Source organism: Altererythrobacter chaiwopuensis, assembly GCF_054957755.1.
Map to the genome: position 1 here is coordinate 1,739,758 of NZ_JBTXJG010000001.1, position 12,952 is coordinate 1,752,709.

At 61.1% G+C, this 12,952-nt stretch carries 12 protein-coding genes; 2 read left to right on the top strand and 10 right to left on the bottom strand.

The window, feature by feature from the left end; all coding sequences use genetic code 11:
• Window positions 1-4 precede the first annotated feature (4 nt).
• Window positions 5-487 carry an AHH domain-containing protein gene (locus ACX2DJ_RS08610; protein ID WP_462572076.1) on the top strand — a complete coding sequence of 161 codons (483 nt, stop codon included), beginning with the start codon at window positions 5-7 and terminating at the stop codon, window positions 485-487.
• Here the strand turns inward: ACX2DJ_RS08610 and ACX2DJ_RS08615 are convergent.
• The 10 genes from ACX2DJ_RS08615 to miaA form a co-directional block, all read right to left on the bottom strand.
• Entirely contained in the window at window positions 484-1,470 is a 987-nt protein-coding gene (locus ACX2DJ_RS08615; protein WP_462572077.1) for an NAD(P)H-dependent flavin oxidoreductase, read from the bottom strand. The genes ACX2DJ_RS08610 and ACX2DJ_RS08615 overlap by 4 nt on opposite strands.
• 106 nt (window positions 1,471-1,576) lie before the next feature.
• Window positions 1,577-2,626, bottom strand: a complete 1,050-nt coding sequence (locus ACX2DJ_RS08620) for an amidohydrolase family protein (RefSeq protein WP_462572078.1) — start codon at window positions 2,624-2,626, stop codon at window positions 1,577-1,579.
• Between the two features lie 239 nt (window positions 2,627-2,865).
• Window positions 2,866-3,744 (bottom strand): OmpA family protein, encoded by an 879-nt coding sequence (locus ACX2DJ_RS08625; RefSeq protein WP_462572079.1) that lies wholly within the window; start codon window positions 3,742-3,744, stop codon window positions 2,866-2,868.
• Window positions 3,745-4,042: 298 nt separating this feature from the next.
• A complete protein-coding gene (leuA, locus tag ACX2DJ_RS08630; protein WP_462572080.1) occupies window positions 4,043-5,722 on the bottom strand; it encodes a 2-isopropylmalate synthase in 1,680 nt (559 codons plus the stop codon).
• 219 nt (window positions 5,723-5,941) lie between these two features.
• Window positions 5,942-6,394 carry an I78 family peptidase inhibitor gene (locus ACX2DJ_RS08635; RefSeq protein ID WP_462572082.1) on the bottom strand — a complete coding sequence of 151 codons (453 nt, stop codon included), beginning with the start codon at window positions 6,392-6,394 and terminating at the stop codon, window positions 5,942-5,944.
• Between the two features lie 73 nt (window positions 6,395-6,467).
• Window positions 6,468-7,616, bottom strand: a complete 1,149-nt coding sequence (locus ACX2DJ_RS08640) for an alpha-hydroxy acid oxidase (protein WP_462572083.1) — start codon at window positions 7,614-7,616, stop codon at window positions 6,468-6,470.
• 16 nt (window positions 7,617-7,632) lie between these two features.
• Complete coding sequence (gene ilvC, locus ACX2DJ_RS08645) at window positions 7,633-8,652, bottom strand: ketol-acid reductoisomerase (RefSeq protein WP_462572084.1); 1,020 nt, start codon at window positions 8,650-8,652, stop codon at window positions 7,633-7,635.
• Window positions 8,653-8,665: 13 nt separating this feature from the next.
• Complete coding sequence (gene ilvN, locus ACX2DJ_RS08650; protein WP_462572085.1) at window positions 8,666-9,181, bottom strand: acetolactate synthase small subunit; 516 nt, start codon at window positions 9,179-9,181, stop codon at window positions 8,666-8,668.
• An 11-nt stretch (window positions 9,182-9,192) separates the two neighbouring features.
• A complete protein-coding gene (gene ilvB / locus ACX2DJ_RS08655) occupies window positions 9,193-10,938 on the bottom strand; it encodes a biosynthetic-type acetolactate synthase large subunit (protein ID WP_462572086.1) in 1,746 nt (581 codons plus the stop codon).
• Window positions 10,939-11,080: 142 nt separating this feature from the next.
• Entirely contained in the window at window positions 11,081-12,028 is a 948-nt protein-coding gene (gene miaA / locus ACX2DJ_RS08660; RefSeq protein ID WP_462572087.1) for a tRNA (adenosine(37)-N6)-dimethylallyltransferase MiaA, read from the bottom strand.
• On the opposite strand from miaA, the gene serB reads away from it, so the two are divergent.
• Complete coding sequence (serB, locus tag ACX2DJ_RS08665; RefSeq protein WP_462572088.1) at window positions 12,021-12,902, top strand: phosphoserine phosphatase SerB; 882 nt, start codon at window positions 12,021-12,023, stop codon at window positions 12,900-12,902. The genes miaA and serB overlap by 8 nt on opposite strands.
• The last annotated feature ends 50 nt before the right edge of the window (window positions 12,903-12,952 follow it).

Sequence of the window (12,952 nt, forward strand, 5' to 3'; positions counted from 1 at the left end):
GCGCTTGCCATTCCACGCAGTCAACCGCCGGGGCGCGCCGGGCCATGATCCGTCGCTCCAGCGCCATCATTTGCTTCCTCGCCAGCTGCTGACAAAGCGCTGCTTCGGGCGGATGTTCGACTATATCGGCGAAAAACAGGTCGGGTTCGACGATTTTCGTGCGAACGGGCTGCTGCTTCCGGCTACAGAAGCCAGCGCCGTGCGCCTGGGTATGCCGCTGCATCGCGGGCCGCACCGCGATTACAACGCGATGGTGATCGAGCGGGTAGGGGGCATCGAGGCACGCTGGGTTCAAATGCGTTCGATTGACATGCGTGCTGCATTGATTGAGGTTCTGATGCGGCTGACGCTGCTACAGAACGCCTTGCGCAGGCGGTTGCTTGATGAGCAGCGGCGAATGTTGCTCAACCGCAATGACCCGCTTGGCACTGGCTTCGATTTCAGCGAGCTTGACGCGATGGCTGAATCGCTGTGGAATTCGACCTAGTTGATCCAGCTTTTGTAAGCGGACTTCGCTTCGAGCTCCGCTTTGGCGGCATGGTATTCGCGTTCGAAACGCGCCACCAGGTCTTCAACCGAATTGATTGACTTGATCGCGCCGACGCCCTGCCCCGATCCCCAGATGTCCTTCCACGCCTTGACCTTGGTGTTGCCGCCGCTGCCGAAATTCATCTTGCTGGGATCGCTTTGCGGCAAATCATTGGGATCGAGCCCGGCGGCTTCGATCGAACTGCGCAGGTAATTGCCGTGAACCCCGGTGAACAGGTTCGTATAAACGATACCCTCCGCGCTGCCCGCTACAATTCCTTCCTTGTAGCCCTGGTCAGCATTGGCCTCTCGTGTCGCGATAAATGCGCTGCCTGCGTAGGCGAAATCCGCCCGCATCGCCTGCGCCGCAAGAATGGAGTAGCCATTGGCGATCGAGCCGGACAGTGCAACCAGGCCCTCAAACCATTCGCGGATTTCCTGCATCAGCGCGAAGGGTGACTGCACGCCGGCATGCCCGCCCGCGCCAGCCGCGACAGGAATAAGGCCCGTGGCACCTTTTTCGATCGCCTTGCGGGCAAAGGCATTGTTGATCACGTCATGCATGGTGATCCCGCCCCAATTGCGCACTGCGTCGAAGATCTCCGTTCGCGCACCGAGCGAGGTGATCACCATTGGAACCTGCCATTTTTCGCAAGACGCCATGTCCTGCTCAAGCCTGTCGTTCGATTTGTGGACGATCTGGTTGACGGCAAAGGGCGCTGCCGGGCGATCTGGGTTTTCTCGATTGTGCTTGGCCAGTTCCTCGGTGATCTGGTGCAGCCATTCGTCGAGCAACGCCTGCGGGCGCGCGTTGAGCGCGGGAAAGCTGCCAATGACCCCTGCCTTGCACTGCGCGATTACCAGTTCAGGGCCGGACACTATGAATAGCGGCGAGCCGATCAGGGGCAGGCGCAGGCGGTCGAATGGGGCAGGAAGAGCCATCGGGAACTCCGTTGGAATGGGCGTTTTGCGAGCGAAGTAAGCAGCGTTGGCGCCCCTGTCGAGTGTGCGAATTTGCTAGGCCGTAAAAACACCCGATGCCGTAGCGTCACCGCGCAGGCAGAATGTGCTCGATACCATAATAGCGCGCAGCATTGCCGGCATAGAGCGCGCGCTTCTCATCCGCACTGGCACCGCGAGTGATCCGTTTGAATGCGTTCCACAGCACCGCATAATCGGCGCCCCAATAGTCGACCGGGTAATTGCTTTCGAACATTGCGCGTTCGGGCCCGAAGGCCTCGATGCAAGTTTCGATGTAAGGTCTCCACAAGGCGCCCAGGTCTTCCGAGTTCATCCCCGCCGCCGGACCCTTTTCGGGCAGGCCGCAAAAAGCCATCGCGAGGCCGCCTAGCTTGACCACCACATTTTCGCATTTCGCCAGCTCGCGGATATTGTGGCGCCAGATATCGAAGCGCTCGTGCAGCCTGCCGTGATAGCTCGCAATGCCCAGCGGTGTACCGCAATGGTCAAGGCAGATCGGTTGATCGGGAAAGGCATTGGCCAGGTCGATCACATCGGGAATCTGCGGTTCGAGCAGCCAGGCGTCAAAGGTGAGACCCTGCTTGCCCAGCTGCGCAAAGCCTTCGCGGAACTTTGCGTCCAGATAGAGCCCCTCAGGGGCATGGAAAGGCGCGCCCAGCACCTCCGGATCATTATCCCATGCGGCCTGGTGGCGGATCCCGCGAAAGCGATCGGGTGCGGCGGCCCTGAGCGCCTCCAGCACATCGGCAGCCCGCTCGCCCAATCGCAGATCGGCATGGCCGATGATCGCGGCACAGGCGCGCAGATTGCCATACAGCCCGCATGCAGATTGGGCAGCGACGCCATTCACAAACTCGACTTCGCCCACGACCTTGAAAGCATCATCGGCGTCAGCACGGTAGAATGCGCCACATTCCATGAACACGGTGCCGATGACGTTGTGGCCGCTGGTGAGATGGGCATGCAGGCCGTCAAAAGTGTAATAGGCGTTGTCGAGCAGTGCAGCGATGAAGGGATGATGCGGCTCGGGAAAGGCCGCGACCAATGGCCGCAAGTCCCACAGATGGTGATGCGGATCGATGATCGGCAGATCGGGTTCGAGGATCTCTTCGGTCATAATCGGCTCTCCCTGCGGCAAGTGCCTGTGCATGCACCACATGCGGCACTGTCCTGACAAGGAAAACTTGCGGTGGGAGACGGCTTGTGCGGGATTATTAGCGAAATTGGCAGCGTGGGCGTGCCAAGCCTAACCCGCGTTTCAGCCCTGCGTCATGACGCGGAAAAAGCGGCGGCTCTCCCGCCAGCCGGGTTGCGTAGCCGAAATTGCGGGGTGGGCCGAACCCACCCCGCAAAATACTATATGCCGTCAACGCTCTTGCTGACGAGAATATTCACAGAAACGCGGCGGTTCTGCGCCCGGCCTTCCGCAGTGTTATTGTCAGCCAGTGGATCGGCGGTCGCCATTCCTGTAGGCGACAGCATGCGCCACGGCTTCCAGCCGCAAGCCTGCTGCAAATAGTTCAGAACGCGGCCAGCGCGCTTCTCGCTAAGCGCCTGGTTGACCTCATAACTGCCGGTTGAATCGGTGTAACCGACTACCAGTAGAAGGGCGTTTTCCATCGCTTCGGCTTCGCTCGCCGCAACGCAAAGGTCGTTCTGTGCGGCCGAGGACAGGTTCCATTTACCCGTATCGAAATACACATTGGTGGTACCCTTGATGTTGTATTTGTCGATATCACCCATCCGGCCACGCAGCGCTTCGGTTGCCACTGCATTTTCCTCGATCGCAACATCGTGCTCGGCAAAACGCTGCGCGGTGCCGTTGCGGATCATGGCTGCGGTTTCAAGATCGTTATTCTTGAACTTGATCTCGCTTGCCACAAGGGATTGGCCCGATTGCCATGTCTGAACGGTAACCGGCAGGCCATTGAGCAAGGCATCAGCGCCAAGCTTCTTGCGATTGAGGCCCAGGAAACCGCCAGTTCCCTTCACTTCAGTTTCGTCATTGATGGTGACCTGTGCTCTGGTGCCGTCAGCAGTGGTGATTTGCAGCAAGTCGCCGCTGCGAGCGGAAATGATACCTTCGATCTCGGGCCCTTGGGTGCCCACAACCGTTGTAAGGACCTCATTATCGGTCTGCCCCTGCTGGTCCTGCGCGGACAGACTGCCGGATACCGGCAGTGCAAGTGCCGCATACAGAAACAGAAGGCCAGGCTTCTGGAAAGTGACACTCATTAAGCTACTCCTTCAAAATGAATCTGCCGAACTCGACGCCTTGCGTCTTTTCGTCCGACCAACCCGAGCCGCGTGTTCCGTTGCCAGAGCCACACGCACACTCTGATGCCGCTGCCCTACATCCAGGAAATTGAGACTCCCAGCATCGCCGCCGATTTTAGGGCCAATTTGGGCGCAAGATGCGGCGAACCGTTGCAAGACACGCCAATTTGGCATTTGAAGGTTGCGCAAATAGGGCCAGGACCGATTAATCGCGTGCACTGCGGCGGCCAAGCGATATCGGCTGATCCCGCGCCGGTCAGCCGCTGACGCTTCCGTTCGCGGCACTCAGCACCGCGCGCACGCTGGCCGTCGCGACGTCCTCATCGATCCCGCAACCCCAGATTGTGCGCCCTTCCGGCGTGCGGCATTCCAGGTATGCAGCTGCACGCGCATCAGTTCCGGTGCCAAGGGCATGCTCTGTATAGTCGCACACTTCCAGTTCAACGCCGAAGGCGTCGCGGATCGTGCTCATGACCGAAGAAATCAGGCCGTTGCCGCGTCCCGATACGCTCTGCTCATGGCCGTCGACCGCAATCTTGCCTGCGAATATCCGTGTACCATCGGCAGCACGGCTTTCCTCGTAATCCATCAGCTGGAAATGCTTTGGATGGGTCTGGACATGGTACGCCTTGCGGAATGCCTCCCAGATATCTGCCGCATTGAGTTCACGGCCAAGTTCGTCAGCCACCTTCTGGACGTGCTTCGAGAAGTCGGCCTGCATCGCCTTGGGTAGTTTGATGCCCTGGTCCTGCTCAAGTACCCAGGCAAAACCGCCCTTACCCGACTGGGAATTGACGCGGATAACCGCCTCGTAATTGCGGCCCAGGTCGGCCGGATCTATCGGCAGATAGGGGACCCGCCATTGCTCGTCATTCTGCTGGGCGTTTGCCTCGAAGCCCTTCTTGATCGCATCCTGGTGCGAGCCTGAAAAGGCGGTAAACACCAATTCGCCGCCATAGGGATGGCGCTGATGCACGGGCAGTTCGTTGCAGAATTCGACCGTTTCGATGATCCGGTCGATGTCCGAAAAGTCGAGCCCCGGATTGACCCCTTGCGTGTACATGTTGAGGGCCACAGTGACGAGGCAGCAATTGCCCGTCCGCTCGCCATTGCCGAACAGGCAGCCCTCGACACGGTCGGCGCCGGCCATCAGGCCGAGTTCCGCTGCCGCAACGCCCGTGCCGCGATCATTGTGGGTGTGCAGGCTGATTACCGCGCTTTCGCGGTTCGGCAGGTTGCGGCAGAAATATTCGATCTGGTCGGCGTAGATATTGGGCGTTGCCGCCTCTACCGTTGCGGGCAGGTTGAGGATGATCGGGCGTTCGGGCGTGGGGGCCAGCACCTGCATCACGGCCTCGCAAACCTCGATGCTGAAATCGAGCTCGGCGGTGGAGAAAGTCTCGGGCGAATACTGGAAATGCCACTCGGTTCCGGGACGCCTTGCCGCCTCGTCGCGCATAACCATCGCGCCCTTGACCGCGATTTCGCGCACCTCGTCCTTCGACATGCGGAATACGATGTCGCGCCAGGCAGGGCTGACCGCATTGTAGAGGTGGACAATCGCCTGTTTCGCGCCGTCCAGGCTTTCGAAACTGGTGCGGATCAGGTCTTCACGGCTTTGCGTGAGCACCTGGACCGCCACGTCATCAGGGATCCTGCCGGATCGAACAAGGCCCTGGATAAAATCGAACTCGGTCGCGCCCGCACTTGGAAAGCCGACTTCGATTTCCTTGATGCCAATGCGTACCAGTTCATCGAAGAAGCGGTTCTTCTTCACTGCATCCATCGGATCGACAATTGCCTGGTTGCCGTCGCGCAGATCGGTCGAAAGCCAGCGCGGCGGCGCGGTGATGGTGCGGCTTGGCCATTGCCGGTCAGGCAGGCTGATCGGGGGGAAGGGCCGATATTTTCGGCCTGGATCAGTGAGCATGGTCATGGGATGCAAAACTCGTAACGAAATGGAGGAAGCGGTGCGGCTGTGTTCCCTTGAGCGCTGGCCACGCGCCATCAAGGCACGCGATCTGTCACGCCCAAGGGCGTGTAAGTCGAAGCAGCAGCAGCGATCCGTTACGCGTCATGCGCGTTCAATTACCGATAATTGCGCCGAGTGCAAGGCGCACGACGAGAAATTATGCAAACCTGCTCCGCGGGCGGCTCAGCCGCAGCGCGCGTCGCGGATCACGCCAGTCAAGTCGACCATGATATTGAGCCGTTTTGAATCGGGGTTGGGCACAACCGTGGTGCCCGGTTCGACGAACCGCACACGCTTGTGCGGGGCGACTGCATTGAGGATGGCGGCGCGGGTCGTTTCATCGGCCGGCTGCCCATAGAAGCGCGCAACCTTGGGCGCACCACAACCGGCGGCTTCTGGATCTGTTGCAGTCCCCGCCACGAACTGACCGGGTGCCGCGCCCGGCAACGGCGTGTAGGTTGCTGCGGGAACCGGAGTGCCTGCCGGCGCGGGTGGCGTGCCTTGCGCCGACGGCTGCCCTGATTGGCCGATACGGGCGGCAAAATCCTGCGCGCTTTCGTTCTCGTTTTCCGGCGAACTGCAGGCGCCAACCAGCGCGAGGCTCAGCGAAGTCAGGATCGGCGATGCTCGGTTCATGGTATAGCCTCGTTACGCAGGGTAGTTGGAGGCTCTCAACGACCGTTGCGTTGCGCTTTCATGACAGAACCATTTAGCGCCAGCGCAGCCGCTTTGAAGTGAGCTGTTCGACCGAAGTCACACCCATCAGCCGCATTCCGCGCTCAATCTCGTCCTTGAGTATGGCGATCGCGCGCTCGACACCGGGTTGCCCCGCAGCGGCAAGGGCATAAAGGTAGAGCCTGCCCCCACTTGCGGCCGTGGCACCGGCGCAAAGACTCTTGAGCACATGGGTGCCGCGCCGCACGCCGCCGTCACAGATGATTTCGATCTCGCCGCCCACGGCGTCGACGATCTCGCGCAGCTGGTCGAAAGGCGCGCGGCTGCCGTCAAGCTGGCGCCCACCATGGTTCGATATCATGATCGCGTCGGCGCCAATCTGCACCGCGCGGCGCGCGTCATTCGCGCTCATGACGCCCTTGAGGCAGAATGTGCCGCCCCAGTCTTGCCGAATTTTCGCCGCCGTGTCCCAATCCATCGATGTGTCGAGCATGGTATTGAAATATTCGGCGATGCTGATCGCCTTGCCGGTGCCCTCGCTGACATGGCTGTCGAGATTGGGCAGGCGGAATTTCTCGCGGAACAGATAATCGAGCGTCCAGCGCGGGCGGGTCGCATAGCTCCACATCGCGCTGGGGCTGAAGCGGGGCGGGGTGGTGAAGCCAGAGCGAAGGCAGCGTTCGCGCTTGCCCGAAACGATCGTGTCGACCGTCAGCGCCATGGCGTCGAACCCTGCTGCCTGGCAGCGCTCGATCATCGAGGCATTCAGCCCCTTGTCCTTGTGAACGTAAAGCTGGAACAGCTTGGGCGCGCTGGTGAGCGCGGCCACTTCCTCGATCGAGCGGGTTGCAAGGCTGGAAATGCCGAACCACAGGCCGAATTTCTCTGCGGCCCGCGCCACCGCCGCCTCACCCTGCCAGTGGAAGGCACGTTGCACCGCGGTGGGGCTGAGCATTAATGGCAGCGCACTGGTGCGGCCCATGATCTGGCAGCTGGTATCGATTTCGGCGACCCCTGCGAGCACATCTGGCACAAGGTCGGCATTCTCAAAGGCGGCGGTATTGCGCGCCTTGGTCAGCTCGTCATCTGCCGCACCGTCGATATAGTCGAACACCGGCCAGGGCAGACGCGCCCTGGCCAGCTTTCGGAAGTCATCGATATTATGGCAGTCGGAAAGACGCATGATGCGCCTTTTCGGCTCAGTTCTTGTCCTTGTCGACCAGCTTGTTGGCACTGATCCATGGCATCATCGCGCGCAGTTCCGCCCCTGTCTTCTCGATCGGATGCGCCTCGGCAGCCTTGCGCGCGGCCTTCAGTTCGGGTTGGCCGGCACGATTGTCGAGCACGAAATTCTTGACGAATCGCCCGGACTGGATGTCTGCCAGAACGCGCTTCATTTCTGCCTTGGTTTCAGGCGTGATGATGCGCGGGCCGGTTGTGATATCGCCGTATTCTGCCGTGTTGCTGATCGAATAGCGCATGTTGGCGATCCCGCCTTCATAGAGCAGATCAACGATCAGCTTGGTTTCGTGGAGGCATTCGAAATAGGCCATTTCCGGCGCGTACCCGGCCTCGACCAGCGTTTCGAACCCGGCCTGAATGAGGTGGGTGATGCCGCCACACAGCACGGCCTGTTCGCCGAACAGGTCGGTTTCGCACTCTTCCTTGAAGTTCGTCTCAATCACGCCGCTGCGGCCACCGCCCACACCTGATGCATAGGCCAGCGCCACGTCATGCGCACTGCCGCTGGCATCCTGGTGTACCGCGATCAAGCAGGGCACGCCGCCGCCGCGCTGATATTCGCTGCGCACGGTGTGGCCGGGGCCCTTGGGCGCGATCATGATCACGTCGATATCCGCAGGGGCCTCGATCAGGCCGAAATGGATGTTGAGGCCATGCGCGAACGCAAGCGCAGAACCCGGGCGCATATTGCCCTTGAGGTCGTTCTCCCAGATCGCAGCCTGATGCTCGTCAGGCGCGAGCACCATCAGGATATCGGCCCATTTGGCCGCTTCCCTGTTGCTCAGAACCTTGAAGCCGGCGGCCTCGGCCTTCTTCGCGGTGGCGGAGCCTTCGCGCAGGGCGATGGCAACTTCCTTCACCCCGCTGTCGCGCAGGTTCTGCGCATGGGCATGGCCCTGGCTGCCATAACCGAGCACGGCGATCTTCTTGCCGGTGATCAGGCCCAGGTCGGCATCGGCGTCGTAGTAAACTTTCATCGTATTCCCTTTTCTAGGCGCCTTCCGCGCCGCGCATCATGCCCACCACACCGCTGCGTCCGACCTCGACGAGGCCAAGCGTGCGCATCAGCGCGATGAAACTGTCAATCTTGTCGGGCGCCCCGGTGAGCTCGAACACGAAGCTTTCCGTCGTCGTATCGACCACGCTCGCGCGGAATACGTCGGCTATCCGGAGCGCTTCGACCCGTGATTCACCCGTGCCCCTGACCTTCACCAGAGCCAGCTCGCGCTCCACATGCGGGCCGGCTTCGGTCAGGTCGGTAACCTTGTGCACCGGCACCAGCCGTTCGAGCTGGGCCTCGATCTGGTCGATCACCTGCGGCGGGCCATTGGTGACGATCGTAATCCGGCTCACTGCGTGGTTTTCAGTGATGTCGGCCACGGTCAGGCTGTCAATATTATAGCCGCGCGCTGTGAACAGGCCCGCAATCTTGGCGAGGATACCGCTTTCGTTGTCGACCGTAACATTGAGCACGTGCCGTTCGCTGGCTTCGGTTGCGATTTTCATGTCATGAACCCTTAAACCAAAGCCTTCGCTTCGTCGTCCATTTTGCCTTCGACATGATCACCATAAAGCAGCATGTCGGTATGTGCGGCGCCACTGGGTATCATCGGGAAGCAATTGGCTTCCTTAGACACCCGGCAATCGACCATGACCGGGCCATCGGCGGCCAGCATGGCCTCGATACCCGCGTCGAGCTCGCTTTCGTCGCTGATGCGGATGCCGGTCCAGCCATAGCTTTCGGCGAGCTTGACGAAATCGGGCAGGCTGTCCGAGTAGGAGTTTGAATAGCGGCTTTCGTAGGTCAGCTCCTGCCACTGGCGGACCATGCCCATATATTCATTGTTGAGGATGAACACCTTGACCGGCAGGCGATACTGGCTGGCCGTCCCCAGTTCCTGAATGTTCATCTGGATCGAGGCCTCGCCGGCAATATCGATCACTAGGCTATCGGGATTGCCAAGCTGCGCGCCAATCGCTGCTGGCAGGCCATAGCCCATGGTGCCGAGGCCTCCCGAGGTGAGCCATTTGCCCGGATCATTGAAGCGGAAATACTGCGCCGCCCACATCTGGTGCTGACCTACTTCGGTCGAGATGATCGGGTTGCGGTCCCGGGTCAGCGCGAACAAGCGCTCTACCGCCTTTTGCGGCATGATCAGTTCTGACTTTTCAGGGTAAGCAAGGCATTCGCGCGCGCGCCATCCGGCGATGCGGGCCTTCCATTCGCCCAGATCCTGCGGCTTGCGTGAACCCCAGGCTGCGATCAGCTGCCCCAGTACCATGGCGCAATCGCCCAAGATTGGCAGATCGACCTGTACGGTCTTGTTGATCGAGCTGCGATCGATGTCGATGTGGATCTTCTTCGATCCTGGCGAAAAGGCATCAAGCCGCCCGGTCACCCGGTCATCGAAACGCGCGCCGACGCACAGCATCACGTCGCATTTGTTCATCGCCATATTGGCTTCGAATGTGCCGTGCATACCCAGCATGCCGAGCCAGTCGGGATGATCGGCCGGGAAGGCGCCGAGGCCCATCAGCGTGCTGGTGACCGGAGCGCCGGTGAGGTCCTGCAATTGCCGAAGCAGCTTGCTTGCTTCCGGGCCGGAATTGATCACACCGCCGCCTGTATAGAGAATCGGCCGCTCGGCACGGGCGAGCCATTCAACCGCTTCGGCGATTTCTTCCGCGCTGCCGACCATGCGCGGCTGATAGCGATGCGTGGCCGAACCGTTTGATTCGCGACTGAAGGAGGGGACCGCTATCTGCACGTCCTTGGGAATATCGACCACGACCGGACCGGGGCGGCCGGTGGTGGCAATGCGGAAGGCCTCCTCGATTGTCGGCTTGAGGTCGGCAGGTTCCTTCACGAGATAATTGTGCTTGGTGCAGTGGCGGGTGATGCCCACCGTATCGGCTTCCTGGAACGCATCGGTGCCGATCAGAGCGGTCGGAACCTGGCCGGTGATCACCACCAACGGGATTGAATCGAGAAAAGCATCGGCGATACCGGTAACCGCATTGGTTGCTCCGGGGCCGGATGTGACAAGGACTACACCGGGCTTGCCGGTCGAGCGGGCATAGCCCTCGGCAGCGTGAACTGCACCGGCTTCGTGCCGTACCAGGATATGGCAAAGGCGCTGGTCACCGAACAATTCGTCGTAAATCGGCAGGACCGCCCCACCGGGGTAACCGAAGACGAACTCTACGCCCTGCTCGACCAGGCTTTCGACCAGGATTGCTGCGCCGCTGCGCTCGCTCGACACGTGTATTTCCTTCCATTCGCGCGGGATGCGGCCCGCCTCTAGGGACTTTGCCTGCCCCATACAACAAATTCGGCCCGGTGCAGGGACTACGCACCGGGCCTCAAGCCGCCTCGCTATGCGTTCGAATCTAACGTGTCAACACTTAATCATGAAATAATGATGCGAAATACTGATCAATGTCGATATTTTCAGACGCGATGCGCGGCCAGCCATGGGGTGGCTGGCGCCGGAACCAGGTATATTGCCGTTTGGCGTAATTGCGCGTCGCCTGCTTACCTCTGGCGATCATTTCCTCTCGTGCAATTTCCCCGCGCAGGAAGGCGGCGATTTCCGGAACGCCGATGGCACGCATTACCGGCAATTCGGGCGAAAGCCCGCGTGCTAGCAGCGCCTCGACTTCCGCGATGGCTCCACGCTGCAGCATCAGCTCGAAGCGCTGGTCGCAGCGCTGGTAGAGCCACTCGCGGTCAGGCAGGAGGATGAGCGGATGAAGCGTGATGGCCTGCGCGATCCCGCCCGCCTTCTCGGCTTGCCAATCGGCCAGCGTCTTGCCGGTCGAGCGGACTACCTCTAGCGCTCGCGCAATCCGCTGCCTGTCGGCGGGATTCAACTGCGCCGCGCGTTCGGGATCTTCGCATTGCAATGCGGCGTGGGCTTCGGCCGCGGGGAGGGCGCGGACTGCCTCGCGTACTTCAGGATCGATAGCGGGGATGGGGGCAATCCCTTCGAGCAGTGTGCGCAGATAGAGCCCGGTTCCCCCGACAAGGATAGGTACGGCTCCTTCAACATGCAGCGCCGCAATCTCGCCCTTGGCGGCCGCCGCCCAGTCCGCCGCGGAACAGGGCTGGGCACCGTCCCACGCAGCGAACAGCCGGTGCTCGACGCCCCGCATTTCGCCAATGCCCGGACGCGCGCTCAACACTTCGAGATCGGCATAGACCTGGGCGCTATCGGCATTGATCACAACGCCGCGCTGCCCATGCTTTTCGAGTGCCAGGGCAAGCTCGACCGCGAGATCGCTCTTGCCGCTGGCGGTTGGCCCTGCAATGAGCGCGACCGGCCCTTTTTCTGGAGATTCACACTTGCCCATCGCCCGGCTGATAGCAGACCCGCAGCAGCTTGAAACGCGCCTAGATGCCGCCACTCGTGCGCTTGAGGATCGCGGGATGCGCGTGGCCATGGCGGGACTGCTCGATCCAGCAGGTGACGTGCTGCAACTGGCCCTGCCCGAGGCGGAGACAGGGCCATTGATGCAGGTGCTGGCAGAGCATTTCTCTCCCACCGACATGCTTGTGGCACGCGACGACTTTACGCTGCCGCGCCTATTCGTGTCGGATATGGATTCGACCATGATCGGGCAGGAATGCATCGATGAGCTAGCCGATTTCGCCGGAATCAAGCATCAAGTGGCAGCAATCACCGAGCGTGCGATGCAGGGCGAGCTGGATTTCGAAAGCGCGCTGCGCGAACGCGTGATGCTGCTGCGTGATCTGTCGGAAGGCGCGATCCTCGAATGCCTCAACACGCGAATCGAGCCAATGCCGGGCGCGCGGGTGCTGGTGCAGACCTTGCGTGCGAATGGCTGCCGTACGGTGCTGGTCACGGGCGGCTTTCATCAGTTTGCCGATCCTGTGGCCGAATGGCTGGGTTTCGATCGCGTCGTGGGCAATCGACTGGCAATTGAGAGCGGGGCGCTTACCGGGGGACTGGTCGGCCCGGTCACCGATAGCGCGGTCAAGCGCGCCACGCTCGAAAGCGAGCTTGCGGAGCTGGGAGAAGGGGCGGTATCGCTCGCTACCGGCGACGGGGCGAATGACGTGCCGATGCTGATCGCGGCGGATTACGGTGTGGCGTATCATGCCAAGCAGGCAGCGAAGCTGGCCGCCAATGGCTGGATCGACCGCGGCGACCTCACTTCGGTGCTCAAGCTGCTGGACATCCCCGAGAGCGACTGGGTGGCATGATGATTGGTGTCGGCAGGCTACCTGGCTGTGCGATGTGTGGACAGGCAATT